The following is a 21,138-nucleotide window of genomic DNA, read 5'->3' on the forward strand; positions in this document are numbered from 1 at the left end:
GCCAGGCTACCCGGCCGCCCGGGACCACCGACCGCCGCGGGTGCCAGGGCGCGGAGCAGGGCGGCGTCGGCGGCGGTGGTGCGGACCGGGGCGGAGGCAGGAGGGGGTGACGGCGCGCGGGCTGCCCGCTACCGTGGGAGGCGACCAGACCGTGGAAGCGCTCTCAACGAGGAGTCGGCGTGAAGACCAGACTGGACCTGTGGCGCGTGCTCGCCGCCACCGTGACGACGTCCGCCGTCGTCCTGGCCGGGGCGGCCGTCCCGGTGACCGCTCAGGCCGACGAGCCACCGAACCTCGTGGCGAACGGCGCCTTCGAGCCCGGCGTCCACGACCAGTGGTGGGGGATCACCGACGCGGACGTCACCGACGGCGAGCTCTGCCTCGACGTCCCCGCGGTGGAACGGTTCGGCAACTTCGTGGCGCTGGGGCTGACGGCGGGGGAGTCGTACCTGTTCGGCTTCACCGCCCACGGCGAGCCCGGCACGGACGGCCTCGAGGCTCGCGTGCAGTCGGACGGAGCCGCGGGGCCGGAGGTCTTCGACGTCCGCGAGACGTTCGCCGTCGAGCCGGAACCGCAGGACTACGAGTGGGGCTTCACCGCCTCCGGGGACGCGCAGCGCGTCCAGTTCGAGCTCGCCGGGGCCCAGCCCGCGGGCGGGCTGTGCCTCACCGACGTCCACGTCACCCCGCTGGCGCACCTGGCTCAGAACCCGACCTTCGACGGTCTGGAGCCGTGGTGGACCACGGCGAACCTCGCGCTCGCGGAGACCGGCGGCCGGATGTGCGGCACCGTGCCCGCGGGCGGGAACCAGTGGGACGTCATCCTCGGGCAGAGCGGGATCGCGCTGGAGCCGGGCAGCAGCTACACGGTCACCCTCACGGCGTCGGCCCCGCCGGGAACGACCGGGCGCATCCTGGTGCCGCGGCCCGGCGCCGACTGGCCACCCCTGTTCTCCGCGGACGTCGCCCTCGACGGCACGTTCACGCAGACCTTCGAGGTGGACGCCGCGGCGGACACCCAGCTCCAGCTCCAGGTCGGCGGCAACGCCGCGGAGCTCGAGCTGTGCCTGGACCTGTTCTCCCTGACCACCGGAGGGACGGTGCCGGAGTTCGAGCACGAGACCGGCCCCCGGGTGCGGGTCAACCAGGTCGGCTACCTGCCGGACGGCCCGAAGCGGGCGACCGTCGTCACGGACGCGACCGAGCCGCTGCCCTGGGAGCTGCACGACGCGACGGGCGCCGTCGTCGCGACCGGCACGACCGAGCCCGCCGGCACCGACGCCTCCGCCGGGCTCGACGTGCACACGGTCGACCTCGGTGACGTCGCCGCGACCGGCGAGGGCTTCCGGCTCGTCGCGGACGGCGAGGAGTCGTACCCGTTCGCGATCTCGGCCACGGTGTACGACACGCTGCGGACCGACGCGCTGGGCATCTACTACACGCAGCGCTCCGGCACCGAGATCGTCCCGGTCGTCGTCGACGGGGTGGAGGAGAAGGCGGAGCACGCACGCCCCGCCGGGCACGTCGACGCGCCGGGCGACGGCGTCAACCAGGGCGACGTCGACCTGCCGTGCCTGCCGCCCACGGGCGCCGTGGACGCGAACGGTGCGCCGCAGCTCGGCGCCGACGACCACTACGGCGTCGACGGCTGGGCGTGCCCGGACGGCTACGTGCGCGACGTCTCGGGCGGGTGGTACGACGCCGGCGACCACGGCAAGTACGTCGTCAACGCCGGCATCTCGGTCTACCAGCTGCTGTCCGCCTACGAGCGCAGCCTGCACGCCGGGACGGTCGAGTCCGGTGCTCTCGGTGACGGCACGCTCGTGATCCCCGAGCGGGGCAACGACGTGCCCGACGTGCTCGACGAGGTCCGGCACGAGCTCGAGTTCATGCTCGCCATGCAGGTGCCCCGCGGCACGACGATGACGATCGACGGGGAGTCGTTCGACGCCGGCGGGCTGGTGCACCACAAGGTCCACGACATCGCCTGGACCGGGCTGAACCTGCTGCCGTCCGAGGACCCGCAGCCGCGCTACCTGCACCGTCCGTCCACGGCGGCGACGCTCAACCTGGCCGCCGCCGCCGCGCAGGGCGCCCGGCTGTACGAGCCCTACGACGCCGGCTTCGCGGACGACCTGCGCCGGGCGGCGAAGCGCGCGTGGGTCGCCGCGGCGGCGCACCCCGAGATCTACGCACCGAACACCAACGTCATCGACCCCAACCCGGGCGGCGGGCCGTACGACGACACCGACGTCACGGACGAGCGGTACTGGGCGGCGGCGCAGCTCTACCTCACCACCGGCGGGCAGCGGTACGCCGACGCCGTCCTGGGCTCGCCGCTGCACGTCGGCGGCGCCCGCGAGGACGTGTGGAAGCCGACCGGCTTCGACTGGGGCTGGACGGCCCCGGCGGCGCGGCTCGACCTCGCCACGGTGCCGAGCACGCTGCCCGGCCGGGCCGACGTCGTCGCGTCGGTCGTGGCGGCCGCCGACGGCTACGTCGCGATCCAGCAGAGCCAGCCGTTCGGCCTGCCCTACGCCCCCGAGGGCGGGTACGCGTGGGGCTCCACCCATCAGGTGCTCAACAACGCCGTCGTGGTGGCCACCGCCTACGACCTCACGGGCGACCAGGCCTACCGGGACGCCGCGCTGGAGGCGGCCGACTACGTGCTGGGCCGCAACGCGATCAACAACTCCTACGTCAAGGGGTACGGCACGTACTTCTCGCAGAGGATGCACAACCGCTGGATGGCGTCCGCCGACCGCCTGCCCCCGCACCCCGACGGGATGCTGTCCGGCGGGCCGAACTCCGCGCTGGACGACCCGGTGTCCCGGGCCGCCCTCGAGGGGTGCGCCCCGCAGACCTGCTACATCGACCACGTCGACGCGTGGTCGACCAACGAGATGACCATCAACTGGAACTCGGCGCTGGCCTGGTACGCGTCGTGGGCGGACGACATGGCCTCGGTCGCCCCGGACGCGTGGGAGCCGCCGACGCCGACCTGCGAGGTCGGGTACACCGTCCACGGCACGTGGCCGGGCGGGTTCGTCAGCCAGCTCTGGGTGACGAACCTCGGTCCGGGCGCCCGTGACGGGTGGGAGCTCGGCTGGCGGTTCGACGGCGACCAGCGCGTCGTCGGGCTGTGGGGCGGGGAAGCCGTCCAGGACGGCGCCGCCGTCACGGTGACGAACGAGCCCTGGAACGCCCGGCTCGCCGACCCGGGCGCGCGGGGCGGCTCGACGGTGACGCTCGGGTTCGTCGGGGCCGCCCGCACCGGGACCGACCACGTGCCGGACGCGTTCACGCTCGACGGGATGTGGTGCGCCACGGCCTGAGCGGCTGCCGGGGCGGCCGACCGTGTCGGCCGCCTCTGGCAGGCTAGGGGCGTGCCCGCCTCCACCTCCCGCCGCCGCGGTGCGGCCCCGTCGAACGCCCGCTCGTGGGACGACCCGCAGCTCGCCCCCGTCGTGCTGGTGCGGGGGCCCGAGCCGCTGCTCGCCGAGCGGGCCGTCGACGGCGTGCTCGGGCTCGCCCGCGAGGCGCAGCCCGAGGTCGAGAAGGTCGAGCTGGAGGGCGCGACCTACGGCGCCGGCCAGCTCACCGTGGCCGCCAGCCCGTCGCTGTTCGGGGAGGCGAAGGTCGTCGTGGTGCGCGGGGCGGAGGCCTGCACCGACGACCTCGTCGCCGACGTCGTGGCGTACGTCGCGTCGCCCGACCCGGACAGCACGGTCGTGGTCGTGCACGGCGGCGGCAACCGCGGCAAGCGGATGCTGGACGCGATCACCGCGTCGGGCGCGCCCGAGCTGCGCTGCGAGGCGATCACCAAGGACGCCGACAAGGTCGCGTTCGTCAGCGGCGAGTTCCGGCAGGCCCGTCGCCGTGCGGACGCCGCCGCGGTGCGCGCCCTGGTGGACGCGCTCGGCAACGACCTGCGCGAGCTGGCCGCGGCGTGCGCCCAGCTCGTCGCGGACACGACCGGCACGATCGGCGAGGCGACGGTGGACCGCTACTACGGTGGCCGGGTCGAGGCGACGGGCTTCAAGGTCGCCGACGCCGCCGTCGCGGGGGACGCCGGAGCGGCGGTCGCGCTGCTGCGGCACGCGCTCGCCACCGGGGCCGACCCGGTGCCGGTGGTCGCGGCGCTCGCCCTGCGCCTGCGCACCCTCGCCCGCGTCGCGGCGATCCGTGGCGGCTCGACGACGGCCCGCGAGCTCGGCCTGCAGGACTGGCAGGTCCGCATCGCCAACAAGGACCTCGCCCGCTGGACCCCCGAGGGTCTCGCGACGGCGATCAGCGCGGTCGCGCGGGCCGACGCCGAGGTCAAGGGCGGCGGACGGGACCCGGTGTTCGCCGTCGAGCGCGCCGTCCTGACCATCGCCCGTTCCCGCCGCACCTGACCGCCGGCCGGCACGGCACCGGCGCGAGTCAGCGCTGGCCGCGCCGAGTCAGCGCTGGTCGCGCCGGGTCTGGTCGCGCCGAGTCGGCGCATGCGTCTGTGGGGACGCGAAGGCCCCCGCACCGTGGTGGGTGCGGGGGCCTTGATCGGTGGCCCGAGGGCCGACCGGAAGACTCAGAGAGCCTCGACCGACTTGGCGATGGCCGACTTGCGGTTCGCAGCCTGGTTGGCGTGGATGACGCCCTTCGAGACGGCCTTGTCGAGCTTGCGCGTCGCGGTCTTGAGGGCGGCCTGGGCGGCCTCCTTGTCGCCGGCGGCGACGGCCTCACGGACCTTGCGGACGTGCGTCTTCAGCTCGGACTTGACGGACTTGTTGCGCAGGCGCGCCTTCTCGTTCGTCTTGATGCGCTTGATCTGGGACTTGATGTTGGCCACTGGTCAACTTCCTTGATGTGTTCGCCTGCCGGCGAGCGGATAGGTCGTAGAGGGCGGCCACAGCTCCGGGACTGGGGTGGGGAACCCGTGGAGAGGAACCGTGGCTGTGCCCGCCGACCTGGGCGGACACGCGATCAACCAGACTACCAGCCGTGCGGGGCCCCGGGAACCCGTCGTGGGGTGTGGCACGCGTCGCACCTCGGGCTTCCGACGGGGGTCGACGCCGTGCCGCAGGTGCCCGCCGCCGTAGCATCGAGCGGTGACCACCGCACGCTACGCCGCCCTCCTCCTGCCGTCCGCCAACCGGGTGTACGCCGAGGCCTCGCACGAGCTGCTCGCCGCCGAGCTGGAGATCCTCGCCGACGCCGTCCGCCCGGGCCTGCTGCGCGACCTCGGGACAGACCGCCTCGGTGGCGTGCAGTACGTGACGTTCGTCGCGGACGACCTCGGCGACCGGGACGTGCGCCGGCTCGCGAACGCCTCGTCCCTGTACGCGCTGTTCCGGCTGGAGGACGGTGCGCTGCACCCGGTGCTCGCCCCCCGGCTGGACCGCCTCGACGACGACCTGGTGACCATCCAGAAGTACGCCGGCAAGACGAACGAGCAGTTCACCCGCCTCCTGCTCAACGTGACGGTCGCGGCCTCCGCGTCGGCGGGAGAGATGCTCGACCGCCCGCTGCGGGTGCTGGACCCGGTGTGCGGGCGCGGCTCCACCCTCAACCAGGCGCTGCTGTACGGCTGGCACGCGTCGGGGATCGACGTCGACACCCAGGACATGGAGGCGTACGCGACGTTCGTGCGCACGTACCTGCAGCGCAAGCGGCTCAAGCACACGGTGGCGTTCGGGCCGGTGCGCCGGGACCGCAAGGTGGTGGCCAAGCGCCTGGAGGCGACGATCGGCATGACGCGCGAGGAGTTCAAGGCGGGCGACGTGCGCGAGCTCGACGTCGTCGCGGCGGACACCCGTCGCGTCGGGGAGTTCTTCCGGCCGGGCTCGTTCGACGTGGTCGTCGGCGACCTGCCCTACGGGGTCCAGCACGGCAGCCGTGTCGCGAAGGGCGAGCTGCAGCGCGGCCCGCTGGAGCTGCTCACCTCGGCCGTGCCGGCGTGGAAGGCCATGCTGCGCCCGGGGGGTGCGATGGGCCTGGCCTGGAACACGCACGTCGCGCCGCGCGCGGAGGCGGTCGAGGTGCTCGCCGGGCACGGGCTGGAGGTCGTCGACGCCGACCCGTACCTGCGCCTGCGTCACCGCGTCGACCAGTCGATCGACCGCGACGTGCTGGTGGCCCGACGCCCCGCGAAGGGCGCGTCCGCCCGCTGAACCGACGCCGTCGTGCCGACGACGTGGTCGACCCGCTGGCCGGTGCGGCCCGGCGACGGACCTCAGTGCCCGTGCCGGTGCATCCCGCCGACGACGGCGTCGAACGTCGTCCGCGGCAGCACCGCGCCCTCGCGGCGAACCTTCGCCGCGTCGACGCGCACCACCCGGTCGAGGCGGACCTCGCTGGGGCGCCCCTGGGAGTCCCAGCGCCCGCTGCCGACGTCCATCCAGTGCCGGCCCCAGCGGGCCTCCTGGGCGGCGTCGCGGTCGTGGTCCTTGCTGGTGAGCTGCAGGGCGAGCAGCCAGGGGCCGTCGCGCCCGACGAGGAGCACCGGGCGGTCCTTGCCGCGGCTGAAGTCCTCCTCGAACGGCACCCAGGTCCACACGACCTCGCCGGGGTCGGGTGAGCCGTCGAGGTGCGGGGCGTACTCGGCCGCGACGACGCCGTCGTAGTCCCCCGGGTAGCCCTCGGCGGGCGCCCCCGGGCGGGGGGCGGACGGGCGGGGCGGCGCCCCGGCCCGCCGGGTCCGGGCGCCGCTCGGGCGCAGGGCGCCCACGAGGCGTCGCAGCAGGTCGGTCCAGGTCGAGGTGGCCACGGGCCCAGCCTTCCACGTCCGGGGCGGTGCCGGGGAACGTCCCGGCACGGGTCCACGACACGGGGACGAAACACGGTCGGAACGCGCCGGGGCCCTGGGGCGCCTACCGTGCGGTCATGGCGGACCTCTTCGACGACTACCCCCTCGGTGCGGCGTTCGACGAGCTGCTCGACCGCGACCGCTCCGTGCGGACCCGCTACCGGGGCGTCCACGACACGCTGACGTCCCTGTCGGCCCAGGAGGTGACCGCCCGCGCCGAGGCGCTGGCCCGCGCCTACGTGGCCCAGGGCATCACGTTCGACGTGGCGGGCGAGGAACGCCCGTTCCCGCTCGACGTCGTGCCGCGGGTGGTCTCCCCGGACGAGTGGGACGACATCGGCCGCGGGGTCGCGCAGCGCGTCCGGGCGCTGGAGGCGTTCCTCGCGGACGTGTACGGGCCGCAGGAGGCGGTGCGCGACGGCGTCGTGCCGCGCCGCCTGGTCCTGTCCAGCTCGGAGTTCCAGCGCGAGGCGCACGGGATCGTCCCGCCCAACGGGGTGCGCTGCCACGTGGCGGGCATCGACCTGGTGCGCGACGAGGCCGGGGAGTTCCGTGTCCTGGAGGACAACGTGCGGGTGCCGTCCGGGGTGAGCTACGTGCTCGCGAACCGGCAGTCGATGGTCCGCACGTTCCCCGAGCTGTTCTCCCGGCTGCGGGTGCGCAGCGTCATCGACTACCCGCGGCGTCTGCACGCGGCCCTGGCGGCGGCGGCCCCCGACGGCGTGCCCGACCCGACCGTCGTCGTGCTCACGCCCGGCGTCTTCAACTCCGCCTACTACGAGCACGCGCTGCTGGCCCGCCTCATGGGCGTCGAGCTCGTCGAGGGCCGCGACCTGTACTGCCAGGCGGGGCGCGTCTACATGCGCACCACCAGCGGGCCGCGCCGCGTGGACGTCATCTACCGCCGCGTGGACGACGTCTTCCTCGACCCGCTGCGGTTCCGGCCGGACTCGGTCCTCGGCGTGCCGGGCCTGGTCGACTGCGCCCGCCGCGGCACCGTGTCCCTCGCGAACGCCATCGGCAACGGGGTCGCCGACGACAAGCTCGTCTACACCTACATGCCCGACCTCATTCGGTACTACCTCGGGGAGGAGCCGGTGCTGAAGAACGTCGACACCTGGCGCCTGGAGGAGCCGGGGGCGCTCGCGGAGGTGATGGACCGCCTCGCCGAGCTCGTCGTCAAGCCGGTGGACGGCTCGGGCGGCAAGGGGATCGTGGTGGGTCCGGACGCGACGCCGGCCGAGCTCGACCGGCTCCGCTCGCGCCTGGTCGCGGACCCGCGCGGCTGGGTCGCGCAGCCCGTGGTCCAGCTCTCCACCGTCCCGACGTACACGGACGGCGCGTTCCGGCCTCGGCACGTGGACCTGCGTCCCTTCGCGGTGAACGACGGCCACGACGTGTGGGTGCTGCCCGGCGGGCTGACCCGGGTCGCGCTGGGCGAGGGGCAGCTCGTGGTGAACAGCTCCCAGGGCGGCGGGTCGAAGGACACCTGGGTGCTCACCGACCGGCGGGCGCCGTCGGCGGCGCACCCGGCGCAGGGTCCCGCCGGTGCCGCCTCGGCGGACTCGGGCGGGGAGGTCGCGGGGGTGCCCATCGCGACGAACCCCGCGGACCTGGCGGGCCGCGAGCAACAACAGCAGCAGCAACAGCAACAGCAGCAGCACGAGACCGAGGAGGTGCCCGCATGCTGAGCCGCATCGCCGAGTCGCTGTTCTGGATCGGACGGTACGTGGAGCGGGCGGACGACACCGCCCGGATCCTCGACGTCCACGTCCAGATGCTGTCGGAGGAGCCGTGGGCGGAGGAGTCGGCGGCCTGCCGCACCCTGCTCGCGATCATGGACCACCCGGCCACGCCGGAGGACGGCCCGGTGGGGCGGGAGACGCTGCTGCGGCTGCTCGCCCACGACCGGGCGAACCCGTCGGCCATCGCGGGCGCCCTGGTGGCGGCGCGGGAGAACGCGCGCCGGGCGCGCGAGATCGTCTCGACCGAGCTGTGGGAGACCCTCAACACGACGCGCAACGACGTGTCGAAGATCGGCCGGTCCCGCCGGCCGCACGAGTTCTTCGCGTGGGTGCGCGAGCGCGCCGCCGTCGTGGCGGGCCTCATGGAGTCCGCGACCCCGCACGACGCGACCTGGCACTTCATGGTGCTCGGCCAGTCGATCGAACGGGCCGACATGACGGCCCGGCTGCTGACGACGCAGGCCCGCCTGGGCTCGGCCGGGCCGGGCTGGACGAGCGTGCTGCGCTCGTGCGGCGCCCACGAGGCGTACCTGCGGGCGCACCGCGGACGCACCTCCGACGACGACGCGGCGGGCTTCCTCGTCCTGGACCGGCTGTTCCCGCGGTCCATCGTGTACGCGCTCGGCTCGGCGGACCGTGCGCTGCGGGCGCTGGAGCCGGTGGAGTCCCGCCGCGAGGTGAGCGACGAGGCGGTGCGCGAGCTCGGCGTCGTCCGCTCCCGCCTGGAGTTCGCCCGCCGGTCGGACACGATCGAGGACCTGCCGGCCGTCATGGAGCAGGTGCAGCAGGCGTGCTCGCGGGCGAGCGTCGCGGTGCGCGACCGGTACTTCCCGTCGACGGTGTCGACGGCCTGGGTGGGGGAGGCGCTGTGAGCCTGGTCAGGGTGGTGCACCGGACGGCGTTCACGTACGGGTCGCCGGTGACGGCGTCGTACAACGAGGCGCGGATGCGTCCCGTGCAGGACGACCGCCAGCAGGTGCGGTCGGCGCGGCTGACGGTGGCCCCGCACACGTGGACGGACACGTACCGCGACTACTGGGGCACGCCGGTGACGATCTTCGAGGTGCTGGAGCCGCACGAGCACCTGGAGATCGTCGCGGAGTCCACGGTCGAGGTGACCGGCTCGCCCGGCGCACCGCAGGACGCCCCGGACTGGGAGGCGCTGGGCGGCGGCCCCGTGCTGGACGCGTACCCGGCGTTCCTGGCGACCACGCCGACGACGGTCGTGCCCGACGACGTCGCGGCGCTCGCGCTCGACGTGGCGAGCGGTCTCGGGCCGGCCGAGGCGGCCGAGGCGATCTGCGGGGAGGTGCGCGACCGGCTGGACTACGTGCCGGGCGTGACCACGGTGCACAGCCCGGCGTCGGACGCGTGGACCTCCGGCCAGGGGGTGTGCCAGGACATGGCCCACCTGGCGATCGGGGCGCTGCGCTCGGTCGGCATCCCGGCCCGCTACGTCTCGGGCTACCTGCACCCGCGCGCCGACGCCGCGGTGGGGGAGACCGTGGTGGGGGAGTCGCACGCCTGGCTGGAGTGGTGGGTGGGCCGCTGGGTCGCCTACGACCCGACGAACCGCCGGTTCGCCGGGGGTGACCACGTGGTGGTCGGCCGCGGGCGGGAGTACGGGGACGTGCCGCCCCTCAAGGGTGTGTACGCGGGGCCGGGCGCCAGCGACCTGGAGGTCGCCGTCGAGATGACGCGGCTCGCCTGAGGGGCGCGCCCCTCACCGGCCCTCGAAGCGGGGGGCCCGGCGCTCCAGGAACGCCGAGACGGCCTCGCGATGGTCCGCGGTACGGCCGAGGGCGTCCTGCTCGACGGCCTCCGCGGCGAGCGTCTCCGCCAGGGTGCGGGTGGGGGCCGCGGCGACGAGCCGCTTGGAGGCGGCCTGGGCGAGCGGGGGACCGGCGGCGAGCCGTGCGGCCAGCGAGGCGGCACGGGCGGCGACGTCGTCCGCCGGGACGACGGTGCCGGCCACGCCCCACCCGACGGCGTCGGTGGCGGTGAAGGTGTCGCCGAGCAGCACCAGCTCCCGGGCCCGCGCCGCACCCACCGCCCAGGTGAGGGTCGCCGAGAGCCCCGAGTCGAAAGTGAGCCCGACGCCGCCGAACGCGCACCCGAGGACGGCGTCGTCGGCGAGCACCCGCAGGTCGCACGCGAGCGCGATCCCCAGCCCGGCGCCGACGCACGCCCCGTGCACGGCGGCGTGCGGAGCGGTCCCCCGGCCGAGGCATCGATCTGTACGACGGTCGCGTCGTCGATCTCGGCCGGTCCCACGTCGACACTCACTGGCCCGTAGCCGGCTTGGGGCAGCCGGGCGCGTTAGGGTCCGCCAGATGCTCCCCACAGCCGCGGCACGCGTTGTCGGCGTCGTAGGTAGGCCCGTCGTCGTCGGGCGCGATGACGAGGGTGAAGGTGTTGGCCAGCGGGTCCTCTTCGTCAGCGATGCCGTGCCAGGCCAGCACCGCGGCGTAGTCAACTCCGGTCAGGACGGCCAGCGCGTGCGCGTAGCCGATTCACCGGCCCGTCTCGACGACGAAGTGGTCGGCGGCGGCAGGGTGCCGGGTCGCCGCGAACGCATGCTCGTAGGCGGCCACCAGCGTGGTCACGTCGTCGAGATCCTTACGGGTCAGGCGCTCGCGGTTGAGGTGCTCGCCGAACGGGAAGCCGCGACCGGGGTGGTTCGCGGCCTCGAGCTCGTCCGCGGTGGGCGCGGCCTCGACGAGGAACATGGCCGGGCGGTCGTTGCGGTCGACTCCCTTGTGGGCGGCGACCGGGAGCCACCAGGCCTCGACGTAGCGGTCGCAAGCCTCGCCTGCCGGCTCAGGGGGTCGAGACTCGAGGGCAGTGGCGACCGCCTCGGCAGCGTCTATCTCGCTGTGCGCGATGACGTCGAAGACGACCGGGATCACGGAGTCGCGCATCGGGCTCAGGCCTCCTTGACGAGCATGTGGTGCGCGAGGCCGCATGCGGACCCGCCCGTCGTGGGACAGGAGTTCCTCGACTTGCTGGATGAAGGGGATGGGCACGCAGCGGCCCGCAGGTTGGTCTGGGTCCAGTCCTGCGGGATGAAGCAGGTCTGGTGGTGGGTCCATCCGCCCCCGTGCCAGCGCAGGATGCTGGTCTGGTGCATGCCGGTGTGGTCGGCGCGCTCGGCGTCGCCGAAGTCGGCGAGGTCCAGGCTGATCTCTCCGGCGCGCGGGTCGCGAGCGTAGATCGTCTCGGTGGTCGTGCTGAGCACGCGGCACCACCCTTCACGGCCGGGCAGGCGGAACTGGTCGTCCGGAGGCAGGTCGGCGAGGTGCGTGCGTTCGAGCGTGGAAGTGGTCATGGTGCTGTCCTCCGAAGGACGGGCAGGTGGTCAGGCTGCCGCTGTGGTTGGTGGTTTGACGCTACTGCTCGCCGCCGACGCCAGCGTGGCCCCTCGACTACCTCCACAGGACCACATGCCGCCCGTCCCTGCGTCTGCTTCCGGACGCGGGTCCCACTAGCAGCCATGGCCGGCGCCGGTGAGGATGGGACGCATGTACCCGTTCCTGATCCTCCAGATTCAGCAGCTTTCGGAGTGCAGCCGATGACCTCCGCGGGCGCCGACGCACCGACGCCCGAGGAGCTCGCGGCCCACATCTCGGTCCAGTTCGACAGGTGGGGCCGACGCGTGGTTGCGCCGGCCTCTTGCGAGATCACGCCAGGCAGCGATCTCGCTCGCGACGGATCGCGGAAACTGCCTGGTGGCCGCGTGCTGGGCAAAGTGGTCTGGCGAGCACTAGCCACCGCGGGCGAACACGCAGCGGCCGCGGGCCATCTCCTGCGCGCCTACGACAACGCCGTCTTCGCCAAGCCCAACCTGACATGGGCGCGAACCACTCTGGTCGGCGCGGCGAAGGCGCTCTATGTTCTGGACCCGGACGACGCTGACGAACGTCGGGTACGTGCACTACGCCTGTTGCGCGCCGAGAGTGCAGACGTACACCGGCTGATCAAGGTCTGGCAGGGCGAAGGAGCTCTCGATCAGGAACTGTCGAAGGCCGCGGACGAACTGCAGCAGGACAGCGAAGCGGCCCTGGTCTCAATGCAGCAGAAGCCGGGGAGCCAAATCTCCGAATCGGCCCTCCTTGAAGCGGTTGCCCACCACCTCGACGGAGGACCGGCAAACCCGCTGGCTCGCGTCCAAGAACTGTGGAACACGACCTCGGGTATCGCGCACGCACGCACCTGGGCATGGGACACCGGCCTGGAGGACAGCACAGGAGCCGAGCAGGTTGTACGCATCTGGATCCTGCCGATAGACCTGATGTACAGCGCTTGGGAGCTCTGGAACCAGAGGCGGGGCAAGGGCTAGGTGAGCAGCGGAACCGACCTGGTGCAGGGCATCCGCGAGCGCGGATCGGGTCCAGGAGCGGCAACTCACGAACCTGATCAGGCCGATGTGGCATTGAGTTGTCCCGCACCGAGATGGGACTATCGGCGGCATGAGGAACGAACCCACCAGCGGGTACGAGGATCCGGCGCTCAACTACAGGGTCACCTGGAAGGTCGTGGACAGCGGCGGTGTCGTGGAGGAGCGGATCTTCACGAGCCGCGATCAGGGGTGGGACTTCTACCAGGACATGAAGAGGTCGCCGAACGCGTATGGCCCGACCTGGGAGCACATTCCCGCTCAGTAAACAGGCACGAGTTTCATGGCCGCTTCCAGCTCGGGGTCCAGGTACGTGAGCCTCCTGCCGCTCGACCAGCGTCCAGCGTCTCGTTCCTACCGCGGGGTGCGATCCCGTCTGGGGGTGCTTTTCGTCAACCGCACGCCGACAACGACCGGCCCCCGTCTGCCTAGATGTACTCACGCATGCGGGGCAGCGCTACAGCCAGTTCCTCGAAAAGTGCGGGCCATCCGCGCCGCAGCCAGGTGAGGCGTCCCTCGGTGAGGCGGTTCCCGTCGAGCATGGCTGAGACCCGCATGAAGTGCTCCGGCGCCCCGAGCTCGCGCAGCTTGATGTAGACGGGGTTGACGGGCAGAGCGTGGCGGGAGATGTAGCCCCAGATCTCGGCCGTGCTCCAGTCCCACACCGGGCCGTAGGCGACGGTGCCGTCGATCCGGGCGATGCGGCCACCGTGGCGCGCCCGCGCGATTCGCCCTTCGCACAGGGGCGAGCAGTGGCACCGCTGGGCGCGCAGCGCGTTGGCGTAGGCCGCGGCTCGGCCGCGTGACTCCTCGGCCCGAACCCCCCACAGTTCGCCGGGCCCGTGGGCTCTTGTGCGCGATCGCCACCGGTTCGGTGATGAGCACCTGGTGCAGGTCGACCGCGGTCCGGCGTGAGGACGGCGCATGGTGGTCCCAGGCGCCGCTGGCGGAAATGGCCTCCAGTGTGGTCATCTGGGCCGGGATCGTGTGCAGGTTCAGGTCCCAGTCGTCCGCGAGCGCCGCGAGGTAGGTGTAGGTCTCGACGGAGGGGGACCACGAGCGCCTGGGCGGGCTGGAGCGGGTCGTTCTGGAGGAGGTCGGCGGTCTGGGTGCGGGTGAGTTCGTTCAGCGTGGCCGGCGTGCGGGTCACCAGGTGCGGTGCTGATCGCAGGTGTGGGGTGGAGTAGGTCCAGGTGCATCCCGCGCACAGTCCTGGCCCGTTGGGGTCGGCCCATTCGTCGAACGCGGTGAAGGTCTTGGACACGACCGTGCGGGTCGGGGTGAGGGTGTCCTCTGTCCCGCCCCCACCACCGGCCGGTGGCCCCGCCGGTGGTGGGGGCGCCGTCGCCGGTCCAGGCAGCGGTGAGCACGTTCACGGGTCCTCGCACAGGTCAGTGGTCTGCGTCTACACCTTCAGAAGGTGCGGCAGCGCACGGCCCTGTGACACGGCTCCTGAGACTTCCGGGCTCGGTCCAGCGGGTGCAGGGCTTGCTTGGCGGGCCGTGTGACTCCGAGGTGCGGAACATGATCCTGCTCGCCGCGATGGGCGTTTTCACCCCTTCTACGGTCCGGGGCAGGTTTGTCCGCTTCGTAGGCTTCCTGGGTGGCTCAGAACAGTTCCGCCGGTACCGGTTGCCTCACGCTGCTAGGAGTACTCACTGCCTGCGTGATCGCGTCCTACGTGGCGATCACCACCCCCGACTCGTTCGAGATACCCACCGTCGTGGGCATGACGTACGACGAGGCCGATGCAGCGATCGCGGCCGCCTACCCCCAGTACTGGGGCAACCCTTCCGAGGGAGCGATCCATGACATGTCCCCATTCGACCGCTCGGAGCACGACGGCGAGGACTGGGTGATCTACTCGCAGTTTCCCAACGCCGGAGAAATGCTCAGCGAACCGCAGGACTACGACAGCTTCGTCGACTACTACGTCCTGCCGCGGGCCGAGTTGGAGTGGTTCGAGGAGAACCCCACCATGCCTGTGGTCAAGAGGGGCCCCTACGCCAAGACGCTCAAGAAGACCTTCGGGCCCGTGCAAGGACTAACCGTGGCGTACTGGAAGAAGGGCAAGGCAGGCAGGGGGGGCACCGAGAAGTGGGCCTACGTCTTCCGCGATGGGACATTGGACTGGACTGCGGAGAGACCGGCCGGCGAGACGGCTTCCGAGCGCCAGGCACGCTTGACGACCAAGGGCAGCGCCAACGTCGAGCCGGACCTCGAAAAGACGATCGTGACGGGCCGCACGATCCCCGCGGCGGGCGAGCCACTCCGACCGGGTCAGTTGATCCTCATCGAGGCGGCCGTCATCCCTCCGAAGCCCGAACCCGAACCTGCCGATGACGCGTCCAGCAGCGGAGGAGGTACCGAGGGTGGCTCTGCGGGCGGCTCGGTGAGTGTCGGAGGCGGTGGCGGTGGCGGCGGTGGCGTGGACTTCGGCAAGCCTCGATTCTGCTCGCGCACGTGGTGGTGTTGAGACTGGTATTCCTCCACACCGCGAGCTTCATCAACGGGCTGCGACGCAGGGCCTGGCGGCAACCACCAAGGCCGGAGCCGACTACTCAGTAGACGCGACCGAGTCGCACATCCCGTTCTCGTCGGCTGCAGTCAGCACCTCGATCACGTACTCGGTCATCGCTACGGAGACCACGTCACCCGCGTCGGCCCCCTCGCTGTTACCCGCCAGCTCCCCCAGCAGGGCAGCGCAGTCACCGTCCAGCGCCGAGCCGACGATGAAGGCGTCGTACCCCTCGGGAAGATCATCCCCTTCGGGGATTTCCTCGAGGAAGGCAGCCTCCTGCTCTGTGCCCGGCGTCGCCTCCACCCACACGTTGTCGTCGTCCAGGGGCCGGGTCGACTCTGTGTCCTCGCCAGCGGGCTCAGAGCCCGCCGGGGATGCGGGCTCAGAGGGCTGCTCCGGCTCAGGGGACGCCGTCGTCGGCATGGAGCTAGAAGGCGGCGCCGCAGACACCGACACGTGGTCCGTCGTGGACGCTGGATCCTGCGCCTCTCCGACGTCGGAGCAGCCCGTCGACGCGACCAACACGAGTGCGGCGAGCACAGCCTTTCGTCTCATGATCTTTCCCCTTCTGGCCGGACCAGGTCGGCAGAAGTACAGCACGCGCAGGACCAGCCACCTAACTCAAGGGGAGGGTGAATCGCGCTGGGGTTCGTTCCTATGCGTTCCCTTGGCCAGCACTCGCTGGCCAAGGGAACGCATAGGAACGAACCCCAGCGCGATTCAGAGTGCGACAGCGCCCTCGTGTCGGACCCCACACCTTCACCACCTTCGACACCCATGCCTTCACCGGAGCCGGAGCCCTTCACCGTTGAGGGCACCTACACAGGCAAGGTCACCGTCACCGAGGACTGGTCGAACGAGGACACCGCCACCGAGGACTGGTCGAACGAGGACACCGCCACCAGACTCGGACAGACCTTCGAGGTCCGCGTCGAAGTCCCAGCGTCCTGCGTGCCGGTGCCCGAGGGCAGCTGTGAGGTCAAGTACTCCGACCTGTACGAACGCAGTGACTGGGAGCTCGACAGCAGTGAGTTCACCTGGGCGCAGGACGGCGACCGGTGGGTGCTGACCTCCCGCGGCAAGGTCACCGACGAATGCTTGGGTGGAGGGACAACTGAATCAAGCGACGACATCACTTTCACGTTCAAGCGCGATGAGCGAGCCGCGAAGTCCGTCCGAATCTCCTACGTCTGGAACACGACCGACAATCCAAGCAACCAGTGCGCCGCTGGCTTCCACACCGACGGCAGGCTCACGCGCAGGTAGCCTCTCGCGCTCCAGGAGGCCAGCGACCACGCAACTAGCGTGTGCACCATTGACCGGCCGACGACGACGCCCGCAGAGATCGCGCGGCTCCTCCCGGCAGGAGAAGCATCAGATCGCGCTTGGCTCCGGCGGTCAGGCCTGAAGCCCGTGGATGGGCGTTGGCTCGTCGAGGCATCCGTGGCAGCCCAGATAGTCGACCGCTTCACTGTCCGCACGGCGGCGGCACCGGTGAGCTGCGCCGCCCCGGGCTGCTCCAGGATCGGCGGCGGACGACTCGGCTTGTGCCGGATGCACATGAAGCGCTGGCGACGCCAAGACAGCCTCGAGGTTCGCGACGGCGCCGAGCACCAGCGAGCGAAGACGCACTGCCCACACGGTCACGAGTACACCGCGGCGAACACATATGTCTTCGCCGATGGCCGATGGCCGACGCCGCTGCCGCATGTGCAGGCTCGCTTCAGCGCGCACCGACTGACGGGCCCGAGCGAGATCTCGACGCGGCGGGTCAGCGTCGGCCATCGCGACCCAGAGTGGGCAGCCCTCCGCGGACGGTACGGACCGAGCGGTTCGGGGCTCGCTGGGTGTCGCGGTCGGCCGTGTCCGCGGCGATCAGGCCTCGCTGCTGGGTCCTCTGCGCCACCACAGCCATGACGCCGTCGGCGACATCAGGTTCGGCCGCTTGGCAGCCGACGCAGATCCGCCACCTAACACCGGCACCAAGCTTGCGGATCGCGGACGTGGTCCGATGCCGCACAGCCTGCGTCACCTCCTGCCCGCAGGCTGTCGGGCCCTGCTCGCCGGTGATGTGCAGCCACGCCCCACTCAAGACCCAGCGCACACCGCTGTCTGGCAACGTCATGCGATCCATCATGGCCGGGAAACCCACTGGCCGCCGTCCGCGAGCGCCTCGCGCTCAGGAGCCCAGGGTGATGCCACGTTCGGTGAAGAAGGGTCCGGGGTCGATTGCCTGACCGTCGCGCTGGACCTCGAAGTGGAGGTGGCAGCCGGTCGAGGTGCCTGCGTCGGCCGGGTCGATGCTGCGGTCGCCACCGACTGAGGCGATCTGCTGTCCGCCGGTGACGGTGTCGCCGACGCTGACCTGGAAGGTGCCGGACAGCACGTGCGCATCGCGGGTCACGATGCCCCCGCCGTGGTCGACCACCGGCTGAGGCATCGTCGTCAGGGTGCGCACGATCGCGTTGTAGTGCCGCTCCACGGTCCGCTGCCGGTCCCACGTGCCGTCGGCCAGCCCGGCGGCGTGCTCCCGCAGGTCCTGCCCGACGCAGAACGCCGGCCCGGACCCGGTCAGCACGACGGCGCGGACCTCCGGGTCGCGCGCCACGTCCTCCAGGGCGTCCAGGAGCGCCTCCTTGTGCGCCAGGTCGAGGGCGTTGCGGTGCTCGGGGCGGTCCAGGACGACGGTCGCGACGGCGCCGTCGCGGTCGACGCGGCAGAGTGCGGGCACGGTGTGACTCCCTCGGCATGGCTCGGCGTGGCGGCGCCGCCCAGTGAAGCAGGACGCATCCACGGTGTCGAGAGCTCGGTGTCGAGAGCGCCGCCACCGGGTGCGGACGCCGCGGAAGGAGGGCTCAGGGGACGATCGGCTCGGCGAGCGCCGCGTCCAGCGCGTCCGGGTCGCCCGTGACGGTGGCGCCGGCCTCCTCGGGGCTCAGCCGCCGCCACAGGAGCAGGTCCAGCTCGCGGGCGGGGGCGTGCACGGTCGTGGCGGGCACGCCCGGCTCCGTGTCGTCGTGGGCCCCGAGCATCCAGACCCGCCCGACGTCGGTCGCGTGCAGCGCGACGGTGCGGTCCAGCGGCGCCATGCGGTCGAGCCGCACCTGGCGGGGCTGGAACATCGTGACGACCTCGTCGACGCCGTCGGCCCAGACCTCGGCGTCGACGCCCACGGGGTCCTGGGCGCCGACGGCCACCCCGGAGCCGTGGCCGGCGGCGCGCAGGTCGTGCAGGTGCACCAGCGTCTCGTGGAGCTGCCGTCGCCACCAGAACGTCGCGGGCCCGCGCCCGGTCAGCGTCCAGGCGTCGGCGTCGGGCCCGAGGGCCACCAGCGTCCCGTGCAGCTCGGCGGCCTGCGCGGTGTAGAACGGCACGAGGTCGAACGGGCCGCGGCCGAGCGGCGTCTCCCGCTCGCGGCGGGCCTGACCGGCGGCCCAGTGATGGATGCGCCCGAGGTGCTCGACGAGGTTCCGGACCCGCCAGCGCCCGCACGCCGGGACCCGGGCAGCGGGGTCCGCGGTCCGCGTCCCCGCCGCGAACGCTTCCTGGAGGGCCGCCAGCAGGGCGAGGTGGTCGAGGTCCGGGCCGCCGTCGGTGCGCAGGCCGGTCGCCGGGTCGACGGCGGGGGCGGTGGTCATGGCCCCAACGTAGCCACGGTGCTCCCGGAGCGGCAGGGCGTCGTCGGCCACCGACCGTCGAGGTCCTGCCACCGGGGAGGGGCGCCCTGGCGGCATGGGAGAATGGCCGGGCCCACCCGCCATCCCCACCACGACGGAGCGAGACGCGTTGCCCATCCCCGGACCCGCGCTCAGCGCGCGCATCCAGCCGAACGCCACGGCACCCGAGCTGATCCGCAACTTCTGCATCATCGCGCACATCGACCACGGCAAGTCCACGCTGGCCGACCGCATGCTCCAGCTCACCGGTGTGGTGCAGGCCCGGGACGCCCGCGCGCAGTACCTCGACCGCATGGACATCGAGCGCGAGCGCGGCATCACGATCAAGTCGCAGGCCGTCCGCATGCCGTGGGCGGTCCAGGACGACGCGGCGGGTGACGGCAGCCTGACGCCGTACGCGCTCAACATGATCGACACCCCGGGCCACGTCGACTTCACCTACGAGGTCTCCCGCTCGCTCGCCGCGTGCGAGGGCGCCGTGCTGCTGGTCGACGCTGCGCAGGGCATCGAGGCCCAGACCCTCGCGAACCTGTACCTGGCGATGGAGGGCGACCTGGAGATCATCCCGGTCCTCAACAAGATCGACCTCCCGGCGGCGCAGCCGGAGAAGTACGCCGAGGAGCTGGCGAACCTCGTCGGTGGCGACCCCGCCGACGTGCTGCGCGTCTCCGGCAAGACGGGCGAGGGCGTCGAGGTGCTCATCGACCGCATCGTGCGTGACGTCCCGGCGCCCGTCGGTGACCCGGACGCGCCGGCCCGCGCGATGATCTTCGACTCCGTCTACGACACCTACCGCGGCGTCGTGACGTACGTGCGCGCCGTCGACGGCAACCTGAGCCCGCGCGAGCGGATCCAGATGATGTCGACGAAGGCGACCCACGAGCTCCTGGAGATCGGCGTGATCTCCCCGGAGCCGCACAAGACGAACGGCCTGGGCGTCGGCGAGGTGGGCTACCTCATCACGGGCGTGAAGGACGTGCGCCAGTCGAAGGTCGGCGACACCGTGACGTCGGCCCACAAGCCCGCGACCCAGGCGCTCGGCGGCTACGACGACCCGCGCCCGATGGTGTTCTCGGGCCTGTACCCGATCGACGGGTCGGACTACCCGGTGCTGCGGGACGCGCTCGACAAGCTCAAGCTCAACGACGCGGCGCTCAACTACGAGCCGGAGACGTCGGTGGCGCTCGGGTTCGGGTTCCGCGTCGGCTTCCTCGGGCTGCTGCACCTGGAGATCGTGCGCGAGCGCCTGGAGCGTGAGTTCGACCTCGACCTCATCTCCACCGCGCCGAACGTCGTCTACGACGTGACGCTGGAGGACGGCACGGACGTCAAGGTGACGAACCCGTCCGAGTTCCCGGGCGGCAAGATCAAGGAGGTCCGCGAGCCGGTCGTCAAGGCCACGATCCTCACCCCCAGCGAGTTCGTGGGCACCGTGATGGGTCTGTGCACGGACCGCCGCGGCACGATGCACGGCATGGACTACCTGTCGGAGGACCGGGTCGAGCTGCGGTACACGCTGCCGCTCGCGGAGATCGTGTTCGACTTCTTCGACCAGCTCAAGTCCCGCACGCGCGGGTACGCCTCGCTCGACTACGAGCCCCAGGGTGACCAGTCGGCCAACCTCGTCAAGGTCGACATCCTGCTGCAGGGCGACCAGGTGGACGCGTTCAGCGCCATCGTGCACAAGGACGCCGCGTACGACTACGGCGTGCGGATGACGGCCAAGCTCAAGGAGCTCATCCCGCGCCAGCAGTTCGAGGTGCCGATCCAGGCCGCCGTCGGCGCCCGCGTGATCGCCCGCGAGACGGTGCGCGCGATGCGCAAGGACGTCCTGGCCAAGTGCTACGGCGGCGACATCTCCCGCAAGCGCAAGCTGCTCGAGAAGCAGAAGGAGGGCAAGAAGCGCATGAAGAACATCGGGTCGGTCGAGGTGCCGAAGGAGGCGTTCATCAGCGCGCTGTCCTCCGACGAGTCCGGTGGCGCCGGCAAGGACAAGGACAAGAAGAAGTAGC

At 72.0% G+C, this 21,138-nt stretch carries 21 protein-coding genes; 11 read left to right on the forward strand and 10 right to left on the reverse strand.

Translation table 11 applies throughout. The annotated features are described in order from the left end of the window. Positions 1 to 179 precede the first annotated feature (179 nt). Both I598_RS01045 and holA read left to right on the forward strand, forming a co-directional pair. Positions 180 to 3,335 carry a glycoside hydrolase family 9 protein gene (locus I598_RS01045; protein WP_083972747.1) on the forward strand — a complete coding sequence of 1,052 codons (3,156 nt, stop codon included), beginning with the start codon at positions 180 to 182 and terminating at the stop codon, positions 3,333 to 3,335. Positions 3,336 to 3,386: 51 nt separating this feature from the next. Then, positions 3,387 to 4,397: a DNA polymerase III subunit delta gene (holA, locus tag I598_RS01050; RefSeq protein ID WP_068200515.1), complete on the forward strand. Its 1,011-nt coding sequence runs from the start codon at positions 3,387 to 3,389 to the stop codon at positions 4,395 to 4,397. 173 nt (positions 4,398 to 4,570) lie between these two features. Here the strand turns inward: holA and rpsT are convergent, their stop codons facing one another. Then, entirely contained in the window at positions 4,571 to 4,831 is a 261-nt protein-coding gene (gene rpsT, locus I598_RS01055; RefSeq protein ID WP_068200516.1) for a 30S ribosomal protein S20, read from the reverse strand. A gap of 259 nt (positions 4,832 to 5,090) precedes the next feature. Here rpsT and I598_RS01060 point away from each other — a divergent pair, with 259 nt between their 5' ends. Further along, a complete protein-coding gene (locus tag I598_RS01060; RefSeq protein ID WP_068200518.1) occupies positions 5,091 to 6,152 on the forward strand; it encodes a TRM11 family SAM-dependent methyltransferase in 1,062 nt (353 codons plus the stop codon). 62 nt (positions 6,153 to 6,214) lie between these two features. Here I598_RS01060 and I598_RS01065 read toward each other — a convergent pair whose 3' ends face one another. Next, positions 6,215 to 6,748, reverse strand: coding sequence for a type II toxin-antitoxin system PemK/MazF family toxin (locus I598_RS01065; RefSeq protein WP_157557119.1), 534 nt, complete (start codon positions 6,746 to 6,748; stop codon positions 6,215 to 6,217). 116 nt (positions 6,749 to 6,864) lie between these two features. On the opposite strand from I598_RS01065, the gene I598_RS01070 reads away from it, so the two are divergent. The 3 genes from I598_RS01070 to I598_RS01080 are packed head-to-tail and all read left to right on the forward strand — an operon-like array spanning position 6,865 to position 10,243. Further along, on the forward strand, positions 6,865 to 8,478 hold the full coding sequence (locus I598_RS01070; protein WP_068200520.1) for a circularly permuted type 2 ATP-grasp protein: 1,614 nt from the start codon (positions 6,865 to 6,867) through the stop codon (positions 8,476 to 8,478). Next, positions 8,472 to 9,404 (forward strand): alpha-E domain-containing protein, encoded by a 933-nt coding sequence (locus tag I598_RS01075; RefSeq protein WP_068200522.1) that lies wholly within the window; start codon positions 8,472 to 8,474, stop codon positions 9,402 to 9,404. Before I598_RS01070 ends, I598_RS01075 begins: the two co-directional genes overlap by 7 nt. After that, the gene (locus I598_RS01080) at positions 9,401 to 10,243 is read left to right on the forward strand and encodes a transglutaminase family protein (protein WP_068200525.1); all 843 of its coding nucleotides are present in this window, start codon (positions 9,401 to 9,403) and stop codon (positions 10,241 to 10,243) included. Before I598_RS01075 ends, I598_RS01080 begins: the two co-directional genes overlap by 4 nt. 12 nt (positions 10,244 to 10,255) lie before the next feature. On the opposite strand, the gene I598_RS01085 is transcribed toward I598_RS01080, so the two are convergent. The 4 genes from I598_RS01085 to I598_RS01100 all read right to left on the reverse strand — a co-directional run bounded on the left by I598_RS01085 (position 10,256) and on the right by I598_RS01100 (position 11,860). Continuing rightward, complete coding sequence (locus I598_RS01085; RefSeq protein WP_068200527.1) at positions 10,256 to 10,729, reverse strand: enoyl-CoA hydratase/isomerase family protein; 474 nt, start codon at positions 10,727 to 10,729, stop codon at positions 10,256 to 10,258. Positions 10,730 to 10,814: 85 nt separating this feature from the next. Next, the gene (locus tag I598_RS17795; protein ID WP_068200529.1) at positions 10,815 to 10,994 is read right to left on the reverse strand and encodes a hypothetical protein; all 180 of its coding nucleotides are present in this window, start codon (positions 10,992 to 10,994) and stop codon (positions 10,815 to 10,817) included. Positions 10,995 to 11,045: 51 nt separating this feature from the next. Further along, the gene (locus tag I598_RS01095) at positions 11,046 to 11,453 is read right to left on the reverse strand and encodes a hypothetical protein (protein WP_068200531.1); all 408 of its coding nucleotides are present in this window, start codon (positions 11,451 to 11,453) and stop codon (positions 11,046 to 11,048) included. A 5-nt stretch (positions 11,454 to 11,458) separates the two neighbouring features. Next, positions 11,459 to 11,860 carry a hypothetical protein gene (locus I598_RS01100; RefSeq protein WP_068200535.1) on the reverse strand — a complete coding sequence of 134 codons (402 nt, stop codon included), beginning with the start codon at positions 11,858 to 11,860 and terminating at the stop codon, positions 11,459 to 11,461. A 234-nt stretch (positions 11,861 to 12,094) separates the two neighbouring features. On the opposite strand from I598_RS01100, the gene I598_RS01105 reads away from it, so the two are divergent. Continuing rightward, positions 12,095 to 12,871 carry a hypothetical protein gene (locus I598_RS01105; protein ID WP_068200537.1) on the forward strand — a complete coding sequence of 259 codons (777 nt, stop codon included), beginning with the start codon at positions 12,095 to 12,097 and terminating at the stop codon, positions 12,869 to 12,871. Between the two features lie 130 nt (positions 12,872 to 13,001). Continuing rightward, positions 13,002 to 13,196, forward strand: a complete 195-nt coding sequence (locus I598_RS01110; RefSeq protein ID WP_068200539.1) for a hypothetical protein — start codon at positions 13,002 to 13,004, stop codon at positions 13,194 to 13,196. Between the two features lie 160 nt (positions 13,197 to 13,356). Here I598_RS01110 and I598_RS17540 read toward each other — a convergent pair whose 3' ends face one another. Next, positions 13,357 to 13,854, reverse strand: coding sequence for a phosphoadenosine phosphosulfate reductase domain-containing protein (locus I598_RS17540; RefSeq protein WP_157557121.1), 498 nt, complete (start codon positions 13,852 to 13,854; stop codon positions 13,357 to 13,359). Between the two features lie 740 nt (positions 13,855 to 14,594). On the opposite strand from I598_RS17540, the gene I598_RS01120 reads away from it, so the two are divergent. Then, positions 14,595 to 15,404 carry a hypothetical protein gene (locus I598_RS01120; RefSeq protein WP_068200542.1) on the forward strand — a complete coding sequence of 270 codons (810 nt, stop codon included), beginning with the start codon at positions 14,595 to 14,597 and terminating at the stop codon, positions 15,402 to 15,404. 81 nt (positions 15,405 to 15,485) lie between these two features. Here I598_RS01120 and I598_RS01125 read toward each other — a convergent pair whose 3' ends face one another. After that, the gene (locus I598_RS01125; protein ID WP_157557122.1) at positions 15,486 to 16,004 is read right to left on the reverse strand and encodes a hypothetical protein; all 519 of its coding nucleotides are present in this window, start codon (positions 16,002 to 16,004) and stop codon (positions 15,486 to 15,488) included. A 222-nt stretch (positions 16,005 to 16,226) separates the two neighbouring features. On the opposite strand from I598_RS01125, the gene I598_RS01130 reads away from it, so the two are divergent. After that, entirely contained in the window at positions 16,227 to 16,715 is a 489-nt protein-coding gene (locus tag I598_RS01130; RefSeq protein ID WP_068200546.1) for a hypothetical protein, read from the forward strand. A gap of 913 nt (positions 16,716 to 17,628) precedes the next feature. On the opposite strand, the gene I598_RS01140 is transcribed toward I598_RS01130, so the two are convergent. Then, a complete protein-coding gene (locus I598_RS01140) occupies positions 17,629 to 18,180 on the reverse strand; it encodes an enoyl-CoA hydratase-related protein (RefSeq protein ID WP_068200550.1) in 552 nt (183 codons plus the stop codon). Between the two features lie 124 nt (positions 18,181 to 18,304). Next, positions 18,305 to 19,087 (reverse strand): maleylpyruvate isomerase N-terminal domain-containing protein, encoded by a 783-nt coding sequence (locus tag I598_RS01145; protein ID WP_083973482.1) that lies wholly within the window; start codon positions 19,085 to 19,087, stop codon positions 18,305 to 18,307. Positions 19,088 to 19,235: 148 nt separating this feature from the next. Here I598_RS01145 and lepA point away from each other — a divergent pair, with 148 nt between their 5' ends. Further along, complete coding sequence (gene lepA, locus I598_RS01150) at positions 19,236 to 21,137, forward strand: translation elongation factor 4 (protein ID WP_068200552.1); 1,902 nt, start codon at positions 19,236 to 19,238, stop codon at positions 21,135 to 21,137. The last annotated feature ends 1 nt before the right edge of the window (position 21,138 follow it).

This window comes from Isoptericola dokdonensis DS-3 (genome assembly GCF_001636295.1).
GTDB classification, from domain to species: domain Bacteria; phylum Actinomycetota; class Actinomycetes; order Actinomycetales; family Cellulomonadaceae; genus Isoptericola; species Isoptericola dokdonensis.

Coding starts and splice junctions, on each gene's coding strand:
- I598_RS01110 (WP_068200539.1), top strand. CDS start 13,002: ATGAGGAACGAACCCACCAGCGGGTACGAGGATCCGGCGCTCAACTAC.
- I598_RS17540 (WP_157557121.1), bottom strand. CDS start 13,854: ATGCGCCGTCCTCACGCCGGACCGCGGTCGACCTGCACCAGGTGCTCA.
- I598_RS01125 (WP_157557122.1), bottom strand. CDS start 16,004: ATGAGACGAAAGGCTGTGCTCGCCGCACTCGTGTTGGTCGCGTCGACG.
- I598_RS01095 (WP_068200531.1), bottom strand. CDS start 11,453: ATGCGCGACTCCGTGATCCCGGTCGTCTTCGACGTCATCGCGCACAGC.
- I598_RS01075 (WP_068200522.1), top strand. CDS start 8,472: ATGCTGAGCCGCATCGCCGAGTCGCTGTTCTGGATCGGACGGTACGTG.
- I598_RS01130 (WP_068200546.1), top strand. CDS start 16,227: ATGCCTTCACCGGAGCCGGAGCCCTTCACCGTTGAGGGCACCTACACA.
- I598_RS01145 (WP_083973482.1), bottom strand. CDS start 19,087: ATGACCACCGCCCCCGCCGTCGACCCGGCGACCGGCCTGCGCACCGAC.
- I598_RS01070 (WP_068200520.1), top strand. CDS start 6,865: ATGGCGGACCTCTTCGACGACTACCCCCTCGGTGCGGCGTTCGACGAG.
- I598_RS01100 (WP_068200535.1), bottom strand. CDS start 11,860: ATGACCACTTCCACGCTCGAACGCACGCACCTCGCCGACCTGCCTCCG.